The 22,438-nt window shown below is 45.7% G+C and carries 20 protein-coding genes; 17 read left to right on the top strand and 3 right to left on the bottom strand.

What is annotated here, in order from left to right:
• Positions 1 to 3 precede the first annotated feature (3 nt).
• The 10 genes from gyrA (at position 4) to T456_RS21310 (ending at position 12,562) form a co-directional block, all read left to right on the top strand.
• Positions 4 to 2,523 carry a DNA gyrase subunit A gene (gene gyrA, locus T456_RS0110310; RefSeq protein WP_035801872.1) on the top strand — a complete coding sequence of 840 codons (2,520 nt, stop codon included), beginning with the start codon at positions 4 to 6 and terminating at the stop codon, positions 2,521 to 2,523.
• 10 nt (positions 2,524 to 2,533) lie between these two features.
• Positions 2,534 to 3,991 carry a GGDEF domain-containing protein gene (locus T456_RS0110315; RefSeq protein ID WP_024866088.1) on the top strand — a complete coding sequence of 486 codons (1,458 nt, stop codon included), beginning with the start codon at positions 2,534 to 2,536 and terminating at the stop codon, positions 3,989 to 3,991.
• Between the two features lie 6 nt (positions 3,992 to 3,997).
• Positions 3,998 to 4,759 (top strand): exodeoxyribonuclease III, encoded by a 762-nt coding sequence (locus tag T456_RS0110320; RefSeq protein WP_024866089.1) that lies wholly within the window; start codon positions 3,998 to 4,000, stop codon positions 4,757 to 4,759.
• A 16-nt stretch (positions 4,760 to 4,775) separates the two neighbouring features.
• Complete coding sequence (locus T456_RS0110325) at positions 4,776 to 5,699, top strand: alpha/beta hydrolase (protein WP_024866090.1); 924 nt, start codon at positions 4,776 to 4,778, stop codon at positions 5,697 to 5,699.
• A gap of 11 nt (positions 5,700 to 5,710) precedes the next feature.
• Entirely contained in the window at positions 5,711 to 7,240 is a 1,530-nt protein-coding gene (locus T456_RS0110330) for an MBOAT family O-acyltransferase (protein WP_024866091.1), read from the top strand.
• Positions 7,241 to 7,328: 88 nt separating this feature from the next.
• Complete coding sequence (locus tag T456_RS0110335) at positions 7,329 to 8,429, top strand: hypothetical protein (protein ID WP_024866092.1); 1,101 nt, start codon at positions 7,329 to 7,331, stop codon at positions 8,427 to 8,429.
• A gap of 71 nt (positions 8,430 to 8,500) precedes the next feature.
• Positions 8,501 to 9,580, top strand: coding sequence for an undecaprenyldiphospho-muramoylpentapeptide beta-N-acetylglucosaminyltransferase (locus T456_RS0110340; protein WP_035801875.1), 1,080 nt, complete (start codon positions 8,501 to 8,503; stop codon positions 9,578 to 9,580).
• Entirely contained in the window at positions 9,580 to 9,822 is a 243-nt protein-coding gene (locus T456_RS0110345) for a TIGR03905 family TSCPD domain-containing protein (RefSeq protein WP_024866094.1), read from the top strand. Before T456_RS0110340 ends, T456_RS0110345 begins: the two co-directional genes overlap by 1 nt.
• 33 nt (positions 9,823 to 9,855) lie before the next feature.
• Positions 9,856 to 11,706 (top strand): diguanylate cyclase, encoded by a 1,851-nt coding sequence (locus T456_RS0110350; protein WP_024866095.1) that lies wholly within the window; start codon positions 9,856 to 9,858, stop codon positions 11,704 to 11,706.
• 1 nt (position 11,707) lies between these two features.
• The gene (locus T456_RS21310) at positions 11,708 to 12,562 is read left to right on the top strand and encodes an SMP-30/gluconolactonase/LRE family protein (RefSeq protein ID WP_024866096.1); all 855 of its coding nucleotides are present in this window, start codon (positions 11,708 to 11,710) and stop codon (positions 12,560 to 12,562) included.
• Between the two features lie 85 nt (positions 12,563 to 12,647).
• On the opposite strand, the gene T456_RS0110360 is transcribed toward T456_RS21310, so the two are convergent.
• Positions 12,648 to 13,190 (bottom strand): NADH peroxidase, encoded by a 543-nt coding sequence (locus T456_RS0110360; protein WP_024866097.1) that lies wholly within the window; start codon positions 13,188 to 13,190, stop codon positions 12,648 to 12,650.
• A gap of 209 nt (positions 13,191 to 13,399) precedes the next feature.
• Between T456_RS0110360 and T456_RS0110365 the strand changes: the two genes are divergently transcribed.
• The 3 genes from T456_RS0110365 to T456_RS0110375 are packed head-to-tail and all read left to right on the top strand — an operon-like array spanning position 13,400 to position 15,528.
• A complete protein-coding gene (locus T456_RS0110365; protein ID WP_024866098.1) occupies positions 13,400 to 14,269 on the top strand; it encodes a MurR/RpiR family transcriptional regulator in 870 nt (289 codons plus the stop codon).
• An 18-nt stretch (positions 14,270 to 14,287) separates the two neighbouring features.
• Positions 14,288 to 14,812: an S-ribosylhomocysteine lyase gene (locus T456_RS0110370; RefSeq protein ID WP_024866099.1), complete on the top strand. Its 525-nt coding sequence runs from the start codon at positions 14,288 to 14,290 to the stop codon at positions 14,810 to 14,812.
• Between the two features lie 20 nt (positions 14,813 to 14,832).
• The gene (locus tag T456_RS0110375) at positions 14,833 to 15,528 is read left to right on the top strand and encodes a 5'-methylthioadenosine/adenosylhomocysteine nucleosidase (RefSeq protein WP_024866100.1); all 696 of its coding nucleotides are present in this window, start codon (positions 14,833 to 14,835) and stop codon (positions 15,526 to 15,528) included.
• 120 nt (positions 15,529 to 15,648) lie between these two features.
• Here the strand turns inward: T456_RS0110375 and T456_RS0110380 are convergent, their stop codons facing one another.
• Complete coding sequence (locus T456_RS0110380; RefSeq protein WP_024866101.1) at positions 15,649 to 17,229, bottom strand: glucose-6-phosphate isomerase; 1,581 nt, start codon at positions 17,227 to 17,229, stop codon at positions 15,649 to 15,651.
• Between the two features lie 152 nt (positions 17,230 to 17,381).
• On the opposite strand from T456_RS0110380, the gene T456_RS0110385 reads away from it, so the two are divergent.
• The 4 genes from T456_RS0110385 to T456_RS0110400 are packed head-to-tail and all read left to right on the top strand — an operon-like array spanning position 17,382 to position 21,844.
• Positions 17,382 to 18,887: a sensor histidine kinase gene (locus tag T456_RS0110385; protein WP_024866102.1), complete on the top strand. Its 1,506-nt coding sequence runs from the start codon at positions 17,382 to 17,384 to the stop codon at positions 18,885 to 18,887.
• Between the two features lie 23 nt (positions 18,888 to 18,910).
• Positions 18,911 to 19,600: a response regulator transcription factor gene (locus tag T456_RS0110390; protein WP_024866103.1), complete on the top strand. Its 690-nt coding sequence runs from the start codon at positions 18,911 to 18,913 to the stop codon at positions 19,598 to 19,600.
• 3 nt (positions 19,601 to 19,603) lie between these two features.
• The gene (locus tag T456_RS0110395; RefSeq protein ID WP_024866104.1) at positions 19,604 to 20,389 is read left to right on the top strand and encodes an RluA family pseudouridine synthase; all 786 of its coding nucleotides are present in this window, start codon (positions 19,604 to 19,606) and stop codon (positions 20,387 to 20,389) included.
• Positions 20,390 to 20,413: 24 nt separating this feature from the next.
• Complete coding sequence (locus T456_RS0110400) at positions 20,414 to 21,844, top strand: O-antigen ligase family protein (protein WP_024866105.1); 1,431 nt, start codon at positions 20,414 to 20,416, stop codon at positions 21,842 to 21,844.
• Here T456_RS0110400 and T456_RS0110405 read toward each other — a convergent pair.
• Positions 21,796 to 22,287: a hypothetical protein gene (locus T456_RS0110405; RefSeq protein WP_024866106.1), complete on the bottom strand. Its 492-nt coding sequence runs from the start codon at positions 22,285 to 22,287 to the stop codon at positions 21,796 to 21,798. The genes T456_RS0110400 and T456_RS0110405 overlap by 49 nt on opposite strands.
• Between the last annotated feature and the right edge of the window lie 151 nt (positions 22,288 to 22,438).

Here is a 22,438-nt window from a genome sequence, read left to right on the forward strand (position 1 = left end):
GAAATGCCGGAGGAGGGTTATGAGAAGACCACTACCGACAGAATAAAGGAAGTGGATCTTCAAAAGACCATGGAATCCGACTATATCGATTACGCCATGAGCGTTATCGCATCCCGTGCTCTTCCTGATGTAAGGGATGGTCTTAAGCCGGTTCAGAGAAGAATTCTCTACTCCATGGTGGAACTCAACAACGGTCCCGACAAGCCCCATCGTAAATGTGCCCGTATTGTCGGTGATACCATGGGTAAGTACCACCCTCACGGTGACAGCTCCATCTACGGATCTTTGGTAAATATGGCACAGCCCTGGTCCATGAGATACTGCCTTGTTGACGGTCACGGAAACTTCGGTTCTGTGGACGGCGACGGCGCAGCTGCCATGCGATACACAGAGGCAAGACTTACAAAGATCTCCATGGAGATGATTGCAGATATCAACAAAGATACTGTTGATTTCACTCCCAACTTTGATGAGACGGAAAAAGAGCCTTCGGTACTCCCCAGCAGATTTCCCAATCTTCTGGTTAACGGTACTACCGGTATTGCGGTTGGTATGGCTACAAACATTCCCCCTCACAACTTAAGGGAGGTTGTAAGAGCCGTTGTTAAAATGATAGACAACAAGATCCTTGAGGACAGAGATACAGAGATTGACGAACTCCTTGATATCGTCAAGGCTCCCGACTTCCCTACAGGCGGTATCATCCTTGGAACAAGAGGTGCCGAGGAAGCCTACAGAACAGGAAGAGGTAAGGTTATCGTAAGGGCTGTCACTGACATCGAGCCCATGAATAACGGTAAGAACAGGATTGTTATTACGGAACTTCCCTATCTTGTAAATAAAGCTAACATGATTTCAAAGATTGCCGAGCTTGTTAAGCTTAAGAAGCTCGACGGTATTACTGCCCTTCGTGATGAATCAGACAGAGAAGGTATGCGCGTTGTAATTGAGCTTCGTGCCGATGTAAACCCTAATATCATGCTCAATAAGCTTTACAAGCACACCCAGATGCAGGATTCCTTCGGAATCATCATGCTGGCTCTTGTAAATAATCAGCCTAAGATCATGAGCCTTACCGAGATGCTCACTCACTATATCAGGCATCAGGAAGAGGTTGTGACCAGAAGGACTCAGTTTGATTTAAAGAAGGCTGAGGAGAGAAACCATATCCTGGAAGGTCTGCTTATCGCTCTTGATAATATCGATGAAGTGATAAAGATCATCAGAGGAAGTGAGACGGTTGCCATTGCCAAAGAGCAGTTGATGAGCCGTTTCGGTCTTTCAGATGTTCAGGCCCAGGCTATCGTTGATATGAGACTTCGTACTCTGACAGGCTTGGAAAGAGACAAGCTTGAGCAGGAGCACGCAGAGCTCTTAAAGAGGATTGAGGAGTTAAAGGCAATCCTTGCAGACAAGAAGGTTCTTCTTGGAGTTATCAAGACAGAAATCAGTGAGATTGCCGACAAGTACGGCGATGACAGAAAGTCCCAGATCGGTCACGATGATTCCGATATTGATACAGAGGACCTTATCCCCAATGTTAATACAGTTATCGCCATGACAAACCTTGGATACATCAAGAGAATGTCCATCGATAACTTTAAGTCCCAGAACCGTGGAGGCAAGGGAATTAAGGGAATCACCACCATCGAGAATGATTTTGTGGAAGATATCCTAATGACCACCACCCACAACTATGTAATGTTCTTCACCAATACGGGAAGAGTTTACAGACTCAAGGCTTATCAGATTCCCGAGGCATCAAGAACCTCAAGGGGAATGGCTATAGTAAACCTTCTTCAGCTGGCACCCGGAGAAAAGATATCAGCGATGATCCCGGTACAGGGATTCGAAGATGATGATAAGAGCCTGTTTATGGTAACCAAGAAAGGTACCGTTAAGAAGACTCCTATCACTGATTTCTCAAATGTGAGAAAGACAGGACTTGCTGCCATAAGTCTTCGTGATGATGACGAGCTTATAGAGGTTAAGACAGTCAAGAAGACTTCCGAGATTTTCCTTGTTACCAAGAACGGAATGTGCATCCACTTTGATGAGAAGGATGTCCGCTCTACAGGAAGATCCTCTATCGGTGTCCGCGGCATGATGCTTGATGATACCGATGAGATTGTCGGAATGCAGATAGATACTCAGGGAGATTCACTTCTCATTGTTTCCGAGAACGGATACGGAAAGAGAACAACACTTGAGGAATTCCACTCTCAGTTCAGAGGCGGAAAAGGTGTTAAGTGCTACAAGATCACCGAGAAGACAGGAAGTGTCATCGGTGTTAAGGCTGTTAATGATGACAATGAGATCATGATGATCACCAATGCCGGAACCATAATACAGCTTAGAATGACAGATATTTCAGTTCACGGCAGAGTTACCTCAGGAGTTAAGATGATAAATCTTGATAAGGGAGTAACTGTAGCCAAGATTGCAAAGGTACGTGAGAAGATTTCTGACGGAGATCACGAGATCGACAACATAGACGACGTTAGTGAAGATGTAGAGGAATAATGAGGGGCCTATGAACATCGGACTGCTAGTAACAGAATTGGAAGACAGTGAAGTTAAGAAGATTTGCATCGGAGCATGCAAGGCTGCCAGGGATAAGGACGTGACCCTTGTGATCATGCCCGGAAAATATCTTGTGGGAGACAATTCGGATATAGAGGACAAGCAATATGTCCTCCAGCAGTCCGCTGTATTTGATTACGCGAACAGCTCTGATTTTGATTCTCTTATCATCGATGCAGAGAGGATTGGTTCAAAGACTACTATTCTCAAGAAAGAAGCTTTTCTCAAAAAGTTCGAGAGCATTCCTGTCCTGACCCTGACTGAACAGGAGGGATTTGTAAACGTTAATCCTGTACAGTCCGATGATTTTAAATTTGAACAGCTGGGCTACGAAGCAATATGCGATGCTGTGTTCTATGTAAAGAACCAGGTTATTCCTCCTGCTGAATCACCAAAAGATTTTTCCTGCGTGGATGTTCCGGATCAGGATGTTGTCCGTATTATTTCCCAACTTGGAAATCATCTTCTTCACAGAAAGTATGACTCAGAGAAGGCCTACGAAGAATTAACAAAAATGGCCATCAGTAACGGAATTAGCAACTGCGGTGTATACACCTACAGTAAAAAGATAAGAAATACCCTTAAGTATCCATGGGAGAGACCTGCTGAGATAGGCATGAAAAGTGTTGTAATTAATGGCAGGGAGATGGCGTTTGGCAATGAAGGAATGACTGTTGATACAGGAAAAATCATCTCCAACTTCACCAAGGATGTATCCAAGATCCTCATTATGGGAACCTTGTTTGTAGGTGACTATCAGCTTGGACTTCTTATATCCGAGTTTAAACCGGGATATTTGATCGATTACTTCTTTGACAGCATAACAAGCCTTGCTACAGGTATTTCAAGACTCTCCTATCTCGAGAAATCTCTTGATAAGACTATTGAAGAGCTCTATGAAGTCCAGGAGGAACTTGCAAGAGATGACTCTGTTCTTGATCACATCGGAGATCAGGATTACTTAACAGGCGGTCTTAACAGACGTGGCTTCTTTGCCAAGGCCTATGATCTTCTTAAAGAGAAATTTGAACCCGGCACAAATGCAGTAGTTGCCTATATTCATATGGAATCCTTAAAGAGGATCAACGATATGTACGGCCATGAGGAAGGTGACAGGGCTGTTAAGCGTATAGCCAGTATTCTCGAGGAAGTATTCTCCGGCTGTATTTACGGAAGAATCAGAGGCGATGAGTTCGCAGTACTTGTTATCACCGACGATGAAGGAAAGGCTGAGACTCTCCGTGAGGAGATGTCCACCCAGAACGCCAAGCTTCTTGCAGAATCCAACAGATATATCAATCATCTTCAGTACTCTATCTGCGAATTCGGACATGATGAAAATCTTTCCCTTCGCGAGATGCTTAAGGAAACTGACGAAAACCTTCAGAAAATCAAAGGAAATCTGTGACATATTATGGGAAAAAAGCTTGTATCATGGAATGTAAACGGACTTCGGGCCTGCGTTTCCAAAGGCTGCTTTGAGGAGTTCATGAATAAGGAAAACCCTGATGTTATCTGTCTTCAGGAGACCAAGCTTCAGGAGGGTCAGATTGAAATGGACCTTCCCGGATATGAAGAATTCTGGAATTATGCAGATAAGAAGGGATATTCCGGAACAGCTATATTTACCAAAGAAAAGCCTGTTTCCGTATCTTACGGAATGGGAATAGATGAGCACGACCACGAGGGAAGGGTCATCACCGCAGAGTACCCTGATTATTACCTCGTCACTGTATATGTTCCCAATGCCAAGGAGGACCTTTCAAGACTTGAGTATCGTCAGCACTGGGAGGATGATTTCCTTGCATTTATCAAGAAACTTGAGGAAAAAAAGCCGGTGATCTACTGCGGAGATCTCAATGTAGCCCACAAGGAGATCGACCTTAAAAATCCCAAACCCAACAGAGGACATGCGGGATTTACAGATGAGGAGCGCGCTAAATTCGACAATGTAGTCTCCTCCGGTCTTGTTGATACCTTCAGACACTTTTATCCTGATCTTGAAGGTGCTTATTCCTGGTGGTCCTACAGGTTTAACTCAAGGGCCAAGAACGCAGGATGGCGTATCGATTACTTTGTGGTGTCGGAATCTCTTTTGCCCAGGATCGAGGATGCGAAGATTTATGCAGATGCTCTTGGGTCCGACCACTGCCCTGTTGGCCTGATTTTGAAATAAGTTAGAGGAATTCCCGATGATTAAAAAGAAAACACTTCTGACAATTTCAGCTGTAGCCGCACTTATCGGTGGTGTGTACGCTGCAGCCGACTATATATACAAGCTCTCATCAGTGCCTCACGAGAACCCCGAAAAGGATGATTTTGATCCTCAGATCACCATGGGAAGGGCTTTTGTCAGAGAGCACAAGAAAAGGGAAGATATTTTTATCGAGTCCTTTGATGAGCTCAGGCTCCATGCCAACTATATTCCTGCAAGTTCAGACAGCCACAAGTATGTCATACTCATTCACGGAATCTGGACCAACAGCGAATATTGCGGTATTTACGCGCGTCATTATCTGGAAAGAGGCGTTAACTGCCTGCTTCCCGATCTTCGCGGTTTTGGAAAGAGCGAGGGCGATTATATAGGTTACGGCCTTGATGACAGCATGGACATCATGAGCTGGATCGATTATCTTATAACCGTTGATCCAAAGGCAGAGATCATTCTCCACGGAGTGTCCATGGGTGCTGCCACAACCCTTATGACAACAGGGGCTAAACTTCCGGATAACGTTAAGGCCGCAATTGCCGATAGCTCTTTTACCACATTAAGAGCTGAGTTTGCTGCGGCTTACAGAATCCTTTCCAAGGCTCTGATCCCGATTCCTTTGGCACTTGCCATATCAAGAGGTATCATTATGCTGAAGTCGGGATTTGATATCAATGATGTAAACTGCCTTAAGGCGGTGGCAAGGTCCAAGACCCCCACTTTGTTTACACACGGCGACGAGGACACCTTCATCAATCCGCAGATGTGCTCTAGGCTCTATGAAGCAGCCGCCTGTCCCAAGCAGTACTGCATGATCCTTGGGGCCAATCATATCGAGGGAGTCGTTAAGGATCCTGAGAATTACTGGAACAAGGTAGACGGATTCCTTGCTAAATATGCCTTTTAAGGATAGGAAATATGGGTTTTAATTCCTTTAGATTTATATTACTGTTTCTGCCGGCGCTTTTGGCGGGATGGTACATATTAAACAGATTTGAAAAATATACAGTGGCTGACCTGTTTCTGGCAGGTATGTCACTGTATTACTATTATACATTCGGCGCGTTTTTCCCTGTTATTCTGCTGGTATCCATGGCAGTAAATTACGGACTTGGAATGCTGGTGGAAAGGTCTTCCGACAAGGGGAAAAGAGCCATCAAGATAATCGGCGTCATCTTCAATCTGGCGCTTCTTTTCTACTTCAAGTATCTGGGATTTTTCGTGGACAACATCAATCAGGTGGCAGGCCTTACCCTTACCGCAAGACAGATCCTGATGCCCATCGGTATCAGTTTCTTTACCTTTGGCCAGATTTCCTTTATTGTGGACAGGGCAAACGGCGACGCACCGGTCTACTCCATTACGGAGTATCTTTTGTACATGACCTATTTCCCGAAACTGATCCAGGGCCCTATCGCCTTCCACAAGGAGATCATCGATCAGTTCAGAGACAGGACAAAAAGACACTTTGACTCAGACACATTCGCAAGAGGCGTTATGTCTTTTATCATAGGTCTTGGCAAGAAGGTCATTCTGGCGGACACTCTCTCATCGGCCGTCAATTACGGATTCCATTACACCTACTACATGGACACTCTGACGGTGATCGTGGTGATGCTCTCCTATACTTTCCAGATTTACCTTGATTTTTCCGGCTACTGCGACATGGCAAACGGCGTCAGTCTCATGCTGGGAGTCAGGCTTCCTACCAACTTCAACTCTCCCTACAAGGCAGCTACCGCGAAAGAGCTGTGGCAGAGATGGCACATGACCCTCTCCCGGTTCTTCATAAAGTACGTCTACATTCCTCTTGGAGGAAGCCGCAAAGGCAAGGTCAGGACTATCATAAATGTGCTCATCGTCTTTGTCTTAAGCGGACTTTGGCACGGCGCAGGCTGGACCTATATCTGCTGGGGCCTTATGCAGGGCCTTCTTGTGGTCTGGGACGACCTGGGAATCGTGGGAGTTAAGGGAAGTGTGACGGAAAACTCCGGCAGGGCTAGGAAATATCTCCTTAGGGATAAACCTCTTATCATGGTTCCGAAGTTTGTGGGAAATGCCATGACCTTCCTTATGTTCGTTATCTCCTTGATCTTCTTCAGATCCCAGGATATGACCTATGCCATTCAGATGTTTAAGCAGTTCTTCTTTTTTACCTATCCGGGGTTTTTGTACAGGACAGCGTCACAGCTGGAGATTGCAGAAAACTACCTGCCAAGACAGCTCTTTTCACAATTGGGCATAAGCGGCGGGGAGACCATAGTATATATGGCGACAATGCTGGTGATCCTTGCGGTTTGCGGATTTATCATGACCCGCAGGAACACTGTGGAGATTGTGGAGAATACCAGATTTGACAAAAAGACAGTGGCCGGACTTGCCATCGTTTTCGTGTGGTCCTTTATATCGCTGTCCAATGTCAGTACTTTCATATACTTCCAGTTCTGAGAGCGAGCTTAGAAGATCAGCTGCGCAGCGGTTAATTTTCCACAGCGGGCACAGTGAAGACTGATAAAGATTTTAAGATTGGATTATTATGGCAGATAACAAAAACACTTCTGCAAATTTCATAAAGCGGCTTTTTTGTGCGGTTTTAGTGGTACTTGTGCTTATCGGGGTAACGGTCTATGTTTTCGACCCCTTCTATCATTACCACAAGCCCTGGCTTGGGATGAAGGCGGTTTTAAATGACAAGGAATATCAGTGCATCGGGAGCCTTCGTAATTTCGACTACGACTCGCTTCTAGTGGGTTCTTCGGTTATGGAGAACAATGACAACGCCTGGTATGACGAGGCCTATGATATTAAGTCAGTTAAGGCAATCCGTTCCTACGGCGCAACAGCGGACCTTTGCTATCTAATGGACACAGCCTACGAGGATCATGATATCAAATATGTTTTCTACAACATTGACCCGTCTTCTCTTTATGCGGATCCCGAGACCACCTTTGAATCCACGGGATGTCCCATGTACCTCTATGACAGGAATCCCTTCAATGATGTGCAGTATCTGTTCAACAAGGACGTGCTTTTGGAGAAGATTCCCTATGAGGCGGCATGTTCCTTTTTGGGAGATTACAGGGAGGGACAGTCCTACAACTGGGCTCAGTGGAAGACCTTCGGAGAGGAAAGCACTCTTTCTGTGTATTTCAGGACCAATGAGGTTAAGCCCATGATGGAAGAGACGGCTTATGCCGACAAGCTTAAAGCAAACATAGCTCTTTTGACAGAACAGGTGAAAGCTCATCCTGACACACAGTTTATCTTTTTCTATCCGCCCTACTCTCTTTTATGGTGGGATATGACCTACAGAAATGGCGAGACCGACGCAGTTATCTACTGTGAAAAAGAGATGACGAAGGCTCTTTTGCAATATGACAACGTGAAGATCTTCTGCTTCCAGAAGGAAAAAGAGGTAGTGACGGACCTGAATAATTACATGGACACTCTTCATTTTTCTCCGGAGATAAACCGGATTATGCTGGATGAGATCCTTGTGGATAAAAATGAGCTGAATGTGGATAACTATGAGAAATTTCTGGATGAAGTGAAGGATTTTTCCGATGAAGTTCAGGAAAGTTATATTAAGGTCTATGAGGAACAGGGACGTTTAAGCTATGAGTCCCTTGAGGAGTAAACTTTTTTAACAAGCCTTTGGCAAAAGTGATATACTATCAGCAGAAAAACAGCGAAAAGAAGGATAGAACAGTGAGTGAAAGACCTACAAAACGAATTGTACTTACAGGCGGAGGAAGCGCGGGACATGTAACACCCAACATCGCGCTTATTCCTGCTTTGAAGGAAGCCGGGTTTGAGATTTTCTACATCGGCTCATATACGGGAATAGAGAAGAAGCTTATTGAGGACTATAACATTCCGTATTTTGGAATTGCCACAGGTAAGCTCAGAAGATATTTTGATCCCAAGAATTTCTCGGATCCTTTCAGGGTTCTGAAGGGCTTTAGAGAGGCAGTCCAGCTTCTTAGGAAGATAAAGCCGGACATTGTTTTCTCCAAGGGCGGATATGTAAGTGTCCCGGTTGTCAGGGCTGCAGGGTTTCTTAGGATACCCTATATAGTTCATGAATCAGATATGACACCCGGACTTGCCAATAAGCTTAGTATGTCGGGAGCAAGGAAGATCTGCTGTAACTTCCCTGAGACCATGAGGGTTCTTCCCGCAGACAAGGCGGTGCTTACAGGGACACCTATAAGAGAGGAGCTGGGAAAAGGCTCTAGGGAAGCCGGCAAGAAATTCTGCGGTTTCACCGATGATAAGCCCGTACTTATGGTCATCGGCGGAAGTCTTGGCGCCCAGTCAGTAAACGAGACCGTGCGTTTTGCTCTTCCAAGACTCCTTCCCCACTTCAATGTGGTACATATCTGCGGCAAGGAGAAAATGGACAACTTAAAGCTCACCGTGCCCGGATACAAGCAGTTTGAATATGTTAAGAATGAACTTAAGGATATCTTTGCCATGGCTGATATTGTGGTATCAAGAGCCGGGGCAAATTCCATCTGCGAGCTTCTTGCTCTTAAGAAGCCCAATATCCTGATCCCGCTGTCAACAAAATCCAGCAGGGGCGACCAGATGCTCAATGCAAGATCCTTTGAGCAGCAGGGATTTTCAATGGTCATCGACAATGACGAGCTTGATGAGGACATTCTGGTGGAGACCATTGATGAGCTGTACAACAACAGGGAGAAATATCTTGAAGCCATGAGTAAGAGTGAGCTTCACAGCGCTACAAAGACAATTGTGAGAATTATCAACGAGGAGATCCAGTAATGATTTACAAGACCAGAGGAACCTGTTCCACTCAGATCGATATCGAGATGGATGGCGAAATTATAAAGAATGTTAAATTTACCGGAGGCTGCAACGGCAACCTTCAGGGAGTTTCAAGACTTGTACAGGGCATGAACGGTAAGGAAGCAATTGAGAAGCTTCGCGGCATCAAGTGCGGCTTTAAGCCCACCTCCTGTCCCGATCAGCTCTCTTACGCCATTGAAGAGGCAATGAAAGCATAATAATCTGCAGGGAACCATCCCGGGGAGCTCAATATGATAGACGGCAAAAAAATCGTAGCACTTTGTACCTACGGAATTCATGATCCTCAGGTTTTCAGCTTTATTTCCGATCTCAATGAGAAGTTAAGACCCAGGAACAGTCAGCTGTTTATTTACACCATGAATACCGAGCTTGGAAGCGGCGGAGAATTCTACATGGCAGAGTCCTCTGTCTATGATCTTGTGCCCTACGACAGGGTGGATGCCGTCGTTATCATGGCTGAGAAGATAAAGAGCCCGTCAGTGGTTCAGCACATTATAGACAGATGCAAAGAAAAGGATATTCCTGCCATTGTCATTGACGGTGATTTTGAGGATGTATCCCTGGTTAAGTTTGATTATGCCAAGGGCTTTGAGTCGGTAGTCCGCCACATGATAGAGGACCACAAGGTAAAGCGTCCCCATTTCATGGCAGGGAAAAGAAACAATGAATTCTCCGACCAGCGTATAGAAGTGTTCAAGAAGGTAATTGAAGAAAACGGAATTGCCTTTGAAGAGAGCATGATAAGCTACGGTGACTTCTGGTCTGTTCCCGCAAGACTTGCCGCATCACAGCTCCTTAAGAGGAATGAGCTTCCGGATGCAATTATCTGTGCAAATGATATCATGGCCATAAATGTCTGCGATGTATTTGAGTCAGCAGGTGTGTCGGTTCCCGGGCAGGTACTGGTATCGGGTTTTGACGGCATTGATGAAGCATTTTTGACAACTCCCGGAATCACCACAGCTATCTGCGACAGCAAGACACTGGCAAATACAATAATGGATGTGATCATGAGGGTATTTGCCGGAGAAAAGAATATCATCAGCAGTATAGTTCCGACTTTTATAGCAAATGAATCCTGTGGGTGCCCAAGAGCAAACTTGAGCTCCATGAACAGTGTTCACGAATTCAACAACAGATTCTATCATCATCAGGATGATATCCATATCATGCGGAATTTCACCGCCTATGTCATAAGCAGCGAAAATCTGGAGGAATGTGCCTATCATTTCAGGCATTCCTATGCAGAGAACATGTGCTGCGTAATAGAGGATTCCTGCCTCGATTTCAACAGAAACTATTTCATTGAAGATGTGGAAGATACCACAAAGACAGTCATATACGATTATTACAAAACAGAGGACAAACCCTACCCTTACGATCCTGAGGGCATTATCCCCAATCTTGATATGATCATAGAAAAGGGTTATCCGCCGGTGTTCAATGCCCTGGAGTTCATGGGTAAAACCATCGGTTTTGTCTGCTACTCTTTTGAAAAATACAATCTCATAGACTATTTCAGGACACCTACCCTTACCAATTCCATAGAGCTTGGTCTTGGTGGCTACATAACCATGCACAACCAGCGCCATCTTCGTGAAGAAATCCGAAGGATGTATCAGAACGATGAGCTCACGGGCCTCTACAACAGGCTTGCCTTTATCGCCAAGTTAAAAGAGCTAAAGGAGGAGCCGGATCTTATCGGCAAAAAGATCACTGTGCTTATGGCGGACCTCAACGGCCTTAAGCAGATAAATGACACTCTCGGACACACTGCCGGTGATAAGGCCATTGCAGCCGTAGCCGACGCTTTAAGGAGCACATGTCCGCCCGGCTCACTGTGTGTAAGGTTTGGCGGCGATGAGCTTCTTGCCCTGATTCCCGGGGAAGGCATGAGCGACAAGATCATAGCTGCAATGCAGGCACACCTTAGAGAATCAAGCAGAGAACAGGGCTTTCCCATATCCGCCAGCTATGGTACTACAACCACGGTATTCGACGAAGACCTCAACATTGATCAGATAATCGGTAAGGCCGATGAGAAGATGTACGACATGAAGAAGAAATTAAAGGGACAATGATATGGTAAAAGAATATACGGCAAAACCTATTGTAACGGAAAAATATCTTCTCGGGGAATCACCCTACTTCGACAGGCGCTACGACCGTCTTTCCTGGGTGGATATCATCGCGGGCAAATTCTATACAAAGACAGGGGATGAGATTTCCTGCTTTGATTTCGGTGAGCCCGTAGGCGCCGCCATTCCTCTTAAGGATGAGGACGGATACCTTGTTGCGGGAAAGACTGCTCTGTGGAAGTATGCCGGCGGCAGGAAGGAAGAGATTTTTGCTTTAGGTTCTGTTTATGAAGCCTATCAGAGATCCAATGACGCCAAGGCAGATCCTTACGGCAGAGTATTTTTAGGTTCCTGCACAGGAGATGATGACCATGAGCCTTCGGGAGATCTGTATCGCTTTAATGACGGGAAGATAGTCCGGGTTCAGGAGAAGACCAGGATTGCCAACGGAATGGCCTGGAATAAAGCAAGGACAAAGTTCTTCTTCTCGGATTCCTTAGAGCATGGAGTTCTTGTTTACGACTACGACGAGGCTACGGGAGATATTTCGAATAGGAGAAAGCTCTTTTCCGTGGAAGACGGTGTTCCCGATGGAATGACAATAGACAGTGAAGACAGACTCTGGCTTGCAGTCTGGGGCGGAAGCAGGATCGAGTGCCATGATCCGGAAACAGGCGAGCTTCTTGCTATTGTCAGAGTACCGGCCCTTCACACCACCTCCTGCTGTTTCTTCGGGGAGAATAAAAATACACTGTTCATTACATCCTCCGGCAATGATCTGACCGGAGAATTCGACGGATGTCTGTTTGAATGTAAAGTGGATGCAAAGGGCGCAGATGAGCCGTTTGCGGTGATATAAAATGAAACAGAAGAAAACAGCCCAAAAAAGAGAGTGAGCAATTTGCCCACTCTCTTTTCAGTTTTCGTCCTATTCGAATTTATAATTATCCAAAATATCTCTTGAGAAGTCCTGCAAATGCTCTTCCGTGGCGGGCTTCGTCTCTTCCGATCTCATGAACAACGTCATGGATGGCATCCAGGTTGAGCTCCTTGGTCTTCTTGGCAAGATCTGCGCGACCCTGTGTTGCGCCGTACTCAGCTTCTGCTCTAAGCTCAAGGTTCTTCTTGGTGGAGTTTGTAAGATCTTCACCTAAAAGCTCGCAGAACATTGCAGCGTGCTCAGCCTCTTCCCAGGCAGCCTTCTCATAGAATGCACCAATCTCAGGATATCCCTCGCGGATAGCTACACGAGCCATGGCAAGATACATTCCTACCTCGTGGCACTCACCGTCACGCATCTCTCTAAGACCCTGCTTAACATCCTCGGGTGCGCTGCTGGCTACGCCCAGTACATGCTCGCAAGCCCAAACCTTCTCGCCCTCTTCCTGCTTTGTGAATTTCTCTGCAGGAGCTTTACATTTAGGACAAAACTCCGGGGGCTGATCTCCCTCATGAATGTAACCACAAACCTGACATATCCATTTCATAGAAATATTCTCCTTTCCTGCGCTAAGCGCTTTAAAAGCAGTGAATAATTATGCCGTCCATTTCAGCATAGCACAAAGAAATAACTAATGTCAGACTTTAGAAATATTTAAGAAATAAAATTACAGTTTATGAAAATTTATTACAAAATGATAATAAATGTGCGATATACTAATAGTGGATGTTAATCGTCTTATGGAGGCAAAGGCATATGAATATTGTCAGTGAAAAAATAAAAAGCTGTTACGCATCACTTCCGCAGTCAGAGAAACTGGTTGCCGACTATGTCCTGGAGAACAAAGATGCACTCTTTAAGCATCCGATAAAGGAACTGGCCCGTCTTTCGGGAACAACTCAGGCTGCATGGACCCGGTTTGCCCAGGCAATCGGTTATAACGGACTTAAAGATCTTAAGAATGCCTATTATTCAGAGGCTAACACCACACTGGCCCAGTCTGATAAGGGAGGACCGAGAGTCACCTTCAAGGATGTTAATGAATATACATCTCTCCAGTCGATTGCGGACAATATCTGTGCCACCAGCGTTCAGGCCGTACAGACCACCTACAGGCTTTTTGATGCCGGAACCTTCAGTGAAGCGGTCAGTCACATAGTAGAGGCAGAACAGATCCAGGTCTTTGGCGTAGGAACTGCCGGGGTTGCGGCATATGATCTTTACTGTAAACTTCTTAGGATCCATTACAATGCCGTATTCAATCAGGATCATCACATGAATCTGATGACCGTATCCCAGATAAAGTCAGGGGATGTAGCTATCTTCTTTTGCGATAATGCCAAGAATACTGAAATTATGCAGCTCTTTTCTATTGCAAAAGAACGTGGAGCTGTTACAATAGCAGTGACAAAGCTCGGAAACAATGCCCTTACAACAGGCTGTGATCATGTTCTTTTTGCCACCTCTCCGGAGATAGACAAGAAGAGCGGGATCACCAGTTCCAGATTTGCACAGCTGTTCCTTGTGGATACGCTTTACACCGCCATCGCAAACCGCGATTACGAAAATATTCAGGGATATCTTAAGAACTCCTATGATGTATTCCACGAAACAGCAAGAGAATAAATATAAAGGAGAATCAAAATGGATCTTATACCCAGCTTTTCTGTTGATCATACCAGGATCATTCCCGGAATCTTTACCAGCAGAGTAGATGTTCTCGGAAACGAGAAGGTTACAACCTATGACGTCAGAGTAACAAAACCCAATGTTGAGCCCGCAATGGATGTGGCTGCAATGCACTCTTTGGAGCACATCATCGCAACATTCCTTCGCAACGACCCCGACTGGAAGGATGAAGTCGTATATTGGGGTCCCATGGGCTGCCTTACTGGCTTTTACCTTATCATGAAGGGCAACCGCGCACCTAAGGAGCTCCATGATCTTCTGCTTCGCGCATTCAGATCAGTTAAGGATACCGAGGAAGTTCCCGGTGCTCAGGCTGTAAACTGCGGAAATTACTGCCTCCACGATCTTGAAAAGGCAAAGGTACAGGCTGCGAAATTTGCGGATTATCTTGAGGCAAATGCAGATAACGAGGCTATCTTTGTATATCCTCAGTCCGAGAGACTTGTTACAGATGACGGCCGCGAGTTCTTTGATTCATAAGAAAAAGAGGTAACTGACTCATGAAGATAGGCATAATCGGAGCCATGGAGGTGGAGGTAGAATCCCTGAAAGCTTCCATGGACATTAAGAATACGGTAAAAAAGGCATCGATGGAATTCTTTGAGGGAACCATCGGAGCCACCGAGGTTGTGGTTGTAAGAAGCGGAATCTGTAAGGTAAATGCCGGCATCTGTGTCCAGATTCTTGCGGACACTTTTGGTGTTACCCATGTTCTTAACACGGGAGCAGCCGGATCACTGGATGCCCGTATCAATATCGGAGACATCGTCCTTTCAACGGATGCCTGCTACCACGATGTGGATGCCACCATATTCGGTTACAAAAAGGGAGAGATCCCTCAGCTTGGAACCCAGGTCTTCACAGCAGATAAGGAACTTATTGAGAAGGCAAAAGAGGCGATTAAGAAAGCCGCACCGGATCTTGGAATCTTCGAGGGAAGGGTCTGCAGCGGAGATCAGTTCATCTCCTCACAGGAAGTTAAGGACGCCATCAAGGCTGACTTTGGCGGAATGTGCACAGAGATGGAAGGTGCAGGAATCGCTCAGGCATGCTTCCTTAACAACATTCCTTTCGTGATCATCCGTGCCATCTCTGACAAAGCCGACGGCTCAGATATTATGGATTATCCGGAATTTGAGAAAAAGGCAGCCCACGACTGCGCCGCCCTTGTACTGGAATTGCTTAAGACATTGTAAGGGATGATCAAAAATCCCCGTAAATAATCCAGAATACAAAAAAGCACATTACTTTGCGAAACATGAGCAAAGTAATGTGCTTTTTATATTACAGCCACTGACGTGACTTTTCGTTTTTTATTAGATGTTCAGAAGTTTGCTGTACTCTGCAAGAGCGCCGTCTGTCTCGTGAGCAAGAACCTTCTTGGCAAGAACCTTACCAAGCTGAACGCCTTCCTGATCGAAGCTGTTGATGTTCCATACAAAGCCCTGGAACATAACCTTGTTCTCAAAGTGTGAAAGCAGTGCTCCGAGGGACTTGGGATTGAGCTCCTCACCTACGATAATGCTTGAAGGACGTCCGCCCTTGAAGTTCTTGTTGAGGTTCTCATCCTTCTTGCCGCAGGCAAAGGCAACGATCTGAGCTGCAACGTTGGCACAAAGCTTCTGCTGGCTGGTGCTGTCCTGGATAACAACATCATTGGCAAGCTGGCTGTTCCTGAAGCCGATGAACTGAAGCGGAATGATGTCTGTTCCCTGGTGAAGGAGCTGATAGAAGGAATGCTGTCCGTTGGTACCGGGCTCACCGAAGATGATGGGTCCTGTTACATAGTCTATAGGCTCGCCGAAGCGGTTTACGCATTTACCGTTGGACTCCATATCCAGCTGCTGAAGGTGAGCAGGGAAGCGGCTAAGGCCCTGAGAGTAAGGAAGAACTGCGGTACTGTCATAGCCAAGAACGTTGCGCTCATAAACTCCGATAAGAGCATCCAGCATAGCGGGATTTGCAAATACGTCCTTATTGGCTGCGAGCTTGTCTTCCTCTGCTGCTCCGTCAAGGAACTGAGCAAATACGTCGGGACCGAAGGCAAGTGAAAGAACTGCTCCGCCTACGCCTGAAGTTGAAGAATAACGTCCGCCGATATAATCATCCATGAAGAATGCTTCAAGGTAGTTGTCAGACTTTGCAAGAGGTGATGTCTGTGATGTAACTGCGATCATGTGCTTGCCCTGATCAAGGCCTGCCTTCTTAAGTGCATCTGTCACGAAGGACTCGTTTGTAAGAGTCTCAAGGGTTGTACCTGACTTTGAAACCAGGATGAAGATTGAGTGCTCTACATCTATTGAATTAAGAACTGCGGAGGCATCATCGGGATCCACATTTGAGATGAACTTGGCTTCCATCTTGAAGTTGCCGGTCTTCTTAGCCCAGTTCTCAAGGGCAAGATACATTGCTCTGGGACCAAGGTCGCTGCCGCCGATACCGATCTGAACAACGGTTGTGAACTTCTCTCCCTTTGCGTTTGCAATCTCACCTGAGTGAACCTTGTTTGCAAACTCGGCAATTCTCTTCTGCTCATTTAAATAGAACTCTCTCTTGTTTACGCCGTCAGCTGTAACGTCTTCGCCAAGTTGTCCTCTTGTAAGCTGATGAAGAACAAGGCGCTTCTCACCTGTGTTGATGACTTCTCCGTTGTAGAGAGCCTCAAACTTCTCGGAAAGCTGAGCTTCCTCGGCAAGAGCCTTAAGAGCTTCAAGAACGTCTCCGTCAACAGCCTTTGCTGCGTAGTTAAAGGAAAGGCCTGCAGCCATGGGAACAGAATACTTTTTAACTCGCTCTGCTCCGCTCTCGCCGGTCATAACCTCGGCAACGTTGACTTTAGCAACCTTTTTAAGTGCATCATAAGATTTAAGCGTATCAAGATTGTTCCAATTGATCATATTCAAACCTCCGCTGATAATTAGTGAAATCGTTTTCCAATCCGCATTAAAGTGTAGCAGAGAAAAAACCGCTAATCAAGCAAAAGTACAATAAAAAATGTCTTAAGTTTGCAATAAATATGGTATACTTAGATAAGGCTTAGGGGGAAACAATGCGATTTCGTACAAAACTCTTAATCACGTCAGTGGCGATCGTGATAATTCCGCTGATCCTTCTCCTTGGAACATATCTGGCTCTGGGGCAATATCTTATACACAAGCAGCAGACCCAGAAGTATACCAGCGTAGTAGATTACGGTATGGTTACGGATCCGGGTGGAACATTTGCATCCATGACCGACGAACTGGTCAATGAGATCGCCCTTAATATGCTCACAAATCCCTTTATTCTTGAAGACAAATCTTTTTTGGAGTATCTTGACTCTCAGATTGCTTCCAGATATTCATATATAGTTGTTATAAAGGGACATGACGTATATTACGTTGCTAACAGGGATCGGGCAAAAGAGGTAATTAATGAGCTTCCTGAATATGGCAATAGCATAGAAGGAATCTATTACACAACCTCCAAGAATCTGGTCAGACAGATAGATTTCAGATTCTCCGACGGAAGCCGGGGAAGTCTGTATTTTATCTCCGGTATCAGAACTGCATTTTCAGCGTCCATCCTCATCTACATGTGCGTTGCGGTAATATTCATACTGCTGATCACCAGCTTAATGCTGACCATGTGGATCGGACGAAGCTTCTTCAGACCCATCGGGGAACTGAACGCAGCGATGCAGCAGGTCAAGGACGGTAACTTTGATTACATCCTTCCCACTGATATCAAGGAGAAAAGTGAGATCGGAGCTCTTTTCCGCAATTATGAAGACATGAGGCTCCGCCTCAAGGAATCCGCTGAAGAGAAGATCGAAAGGGAGAAACAGAACAAGGAACTGATAAGCAACATCTCCCACGACCTTAAGACTCCCATTACAGCCATAAAGGGTTATTCCCAGGGACTTTTGGAAGGCGTAGCCGACAGCCCCGAGAAGCAGATGAAATACATTAAGATCATTAATAGCAAGGCCAACGATATGAACAACCTTATTAATGAGCTTACCCTGTATTCCAGCATAGATAACAACAGGATACCTTACAACTTTGCCAAGCTGAATGTGGCTGAGTATTTTGGAGATTGTATCGAAGAGATCGGAGCAGATCTGGAGAGCAAATCCATAAAACTCAATTACTCCAACCTGTGTGCGCCGGATACCATGATAGTTGCGGATCCCGAGCAGATAAAGAGGGTTGTAAACAACATCGTCAGCAACAGCGTCAAGTATCTGGGCAGAGATGACGGATCGGGACAGATCGATATCAGGATCCTGGATGAAGTAGACTCCGTGAGAGTCGAACTTGAAGATAATGGTAAGGGCATTGCCCAAAAAGATATTCCAAATATTTTTGACAGGTTTTACAGAACCGACTCCTCCAGAAATTCCAAGCAGGGCGGAAGCGGCATAGGTCTATCGATCGTTAAGAAGATCATTGAAGACCACGGTGGATATATATGGGCCACCAGCCATGAATCCGAAGGTACCTGCATGCACTTCGTTCTTAGGAAGTACATCGAGTTCGCGGATGGCGCGGAGACAGTAACCGTCGACAAATAATAAAAGAAAGGTAGAGAGGGTGTATGAGCAGAATACTTATTGTTGAGGACGAAGAGGCGATTGCTGACCTTGAAAAGGATTATCTTGAGCTTAGTGATTTTGAGGTAGCCATCGAGAATACCGGTGATGCCGGGCTTCAGACAGCGCTTGCAGAGGATTTTGACCTTATCATTCTCGACCTTATGTTGCCGGGAATGGATGGCTTCGAGGTCTGCAAGCACATCAGGGAAAAGAAAGATGTGCCGATCCTGATGGTTTCCGCCAAGAAGGATGATATCGATAAGATAAGAGGTCTTGGTCTTGGTGCTGATGACTACATTACAAAGCCCTTCAGCCCTTCAGAGCTGGTTGCTAGAGTAAAGGCACATATGGCCAGATATTCAAGACTTGTAGGTTCAGGTCATGAGAACAATGATTTCGTAGAGATCAGAGGTCTTAAGATCGACAAGACCGCAAGAAGAGTTTATGTGGATGATCAGGAGAAGAGCTTCACAACCAAGGAGTTCGATCTTCTTACTTTCCTTGCAGAGAATCCCAATCACGTATTTACAAAGGAAGAGCTCTTCAGAAAGATCTGGAACATGGATTCCATCGGCGACATCGCTACAGTTACCGTACATATCAAGAAGATCCGTGAGAAGATCGAGTATGATACTTCCAATCCTCAGTACATTGAGACAATCTGGGGCGTAGGATACAGATTTAAGGTTTGATGAATGGTCGGGAACATACGATACATATATGAAGATCAGGACATTCTGGTCTGTCACAAGCCTGCAGGCATGGCAACAGAAGGCGCAGGTGCGGGACGGATGGATCTGATCAGCGCAGCAAGGAACTACCTTGCCCGCAAAAATAGAGGAAATGATTCAGGGCGGCAAAGAAATTTGCCGCCCTATGTTGCTACCGTAAACAGGCTGGATAAGCCTGTTGAGGGCATTATTGTTCTTGCCAAAAATAAAAAGGCAGCGGGATCTTTGGCCGCACAGATCAAGAATCATAAGACGGACAAATACTACTATGCCCTCTGCTGCGGGACTTTTGAGCAGGATCATGGGGAGCTTACGGATATCCTCATAAGACGGCAGGACACCGGTCTTGCTGCGGTGATCTCCAAAGAAGAGGCAGTAAGCTTCAAGGAGGATGCCATAACCCTTAAGGACGGAAGCCTTCTTAGGACAATCGGCGGAGAGCCAAAAAAGGCCGCTTTGGAGTATGAAGTGATCTCAAGGCAGGAGGATTCGACGCTCCTTAAGATTCACCTTCTCACCGGCAGATTCCATCAGATAAGATGTCAGCTCTCCAAAGCAGGACATCCTATCCTCGGGGATAAGGAATATGAGAACCCTGAAAGTGCCGCATGTTCTTTGGAACGCGCCATAGACAGGGATTGCCTTGTATCCTACAGTTTTTCCTTTGATCATCCCGGAACCGGGAAAAGAGTGACCTACGAGATCATTCCGGACAATTCTGCCATAAGGCAGCTTTTGCCGCCACAGTAATAAACTTACATCAGGAGCTGGACAGTGCTGTATCTTACCTGGGCTTACATCATCTTAATATATGCATTTCTTCCGCTTTATATGCAAAACGGTTATTCCATGCTGGGCGAGAGCAAATCTCTTATCTACCTTTGGGCCAGCGGCATTGTGGCAGTTCTTCTGCTGATTGCCATGGCAGCAAAAGGGGATCTGAAAAAAGAGATCACTAAGGGCTTCGGGGATATAAGAAGCTTTGCTGTAGGCGGATTTCTTTTTTCCAATCTGCTGACATGGATATTCTCCATTAACAAGAGTACCGGATTCTTCGGGCTTTCCGGATGGCGAACGGGTTTCTTGTCCATCCTTCTCATGGTATTTTTCCTTCTGTATTTTTCCGGGCACGTTAAAGTAAAGGGGTTTACTCTTGCAGCAATGCTGGTGACTCCATTGGTGGAGTTTGTCCTTGGGATATTGAACAGATTCTCGGTATATCCCTTTAAGATATACGGGCAGAACAATTCGTTCCTTGCCACCATAGGCAATATCAACTGGTACGCCGGCTACCTTTCGATCTTCGTTCCCATAGGCATAGGCTTTACTGCCGGGGAAAAGAGATTTTCCCGCAGGTTCTTTGTTGGGGCAGCCTATACCTTCCTTGGACTGATGGCTCTTTTGACCCAGGGAAGCGACAGCGCGGCCTTGATACTGGCAGGAGCATACGGAGCGCTGATGCTATTTAGTTTAAAAGACAGGGAGAGCTTTAAGAATTTCCTTCTGCAGATGGCAATCCTTGGCGCCGCAATGGAGCTGACAGGGCTTCTTACAAGATTTTTTGATGAGTGGTATGCATTCAACGACAGTCTGATGACGAGGGTCTGCAACGCACATGTGGGTCTTATCATTGTCGCCGCTGCCCTTCTCTTCTACAGAATATCGAGGCTCTTTGAAGAGATAAGCGTGCCCTGGAAGGAGAAGGTCTACGAAATGGCGGGCGCGGCTTTACTAGCTGCAGCAGTTATTTTTTCAGCTGTATTTTTCATGGGAAGCTTCGACTATTCCTTTGGAAACGACAGGGGCCTTATCTGGAGCATGTCCCTTGATATCTTTGGATCCATGTCACCCTGGCAAAAGCTGGTGGGCGTAGGCCAGGACTGCTTCTATGAATATGCCTACGGCAATCCTGTTATGGCAGAGTCTCTTCTAAATGTATTCGGAGGAGGACAGCTCACCAACGCTCACTGTGAGCTGTTAACAATACTGGTGGAGAGAGGGCTTCTTGGGGTTGTGACATATCTTTTCCTTTTCGGGATAGCCTTAAGGCACTTTTGGCAAAATAAAAGAGAGCGCAGCATATTGCTGTTTGCGCTCCCTGTTATCGCATATTTCTGTAATGGTCTGGTGTCATTCTCCCAGGTCATGTCCACACCTTATTTCTTTATGATGTTGGGAATGGGAATATCATTGTCCAACTCATGAAAGAAGGTTCTGGTTCTTACTATACCGGCGAGTGCGTCCTTATATTCATAACGGAAGCGCTCGCTTATATTTTCTTCCCCGTACATCTGAGCTCGTCCCGCATAGGCATTGAGCACTGAAACGTAGTGCTTGTCCTGGTTGAAGACGTTGAAGATCTCATCTTTTCTCCTGCGGGGGTGCTTGTTGGCGAATTTTCTGATGTCGATCTGAAGATCCACTGCCGCAGGTTTCTCTCTGGCTATTACATGATGAAGCAGTTCATCATAAGTCTTTTCATCAATCTTTTTGAACTTGTCCGTAAATTCCAGACAGCAGGCATTGTCCGGCAGGTGCAGCCGCACCCGGTCTTTGCCGTAGACTTCTTCTATCTCTGCAACAACAGCGGGATCCAGAGGCTTCCCATTGTAGTCCAGGATAATGACTTTATCCCCTTTTTTATACATGCTTACCCTCCAAAAAATGTTTTACCTTCTATATCTATCATATCACAATTTCGATTATTTATTCTTTAGAGATGATTTAAGTTATTTTTAGGTTGCCCTTTTAGAATGACCTCATAAGATAACAAAATGCGTTTCAGGAAAGGATAAAGAA

This window comes from Butyrivibrio sp. FCS014, assembly GCF_000526935.1.
In the GTDB taxonomy this organism is placed as follows: domain Bacteria; phylum Bacillota; class Clostridia; order Lachnospirales; family Lachnospiraceae; genus Butyrivibrio.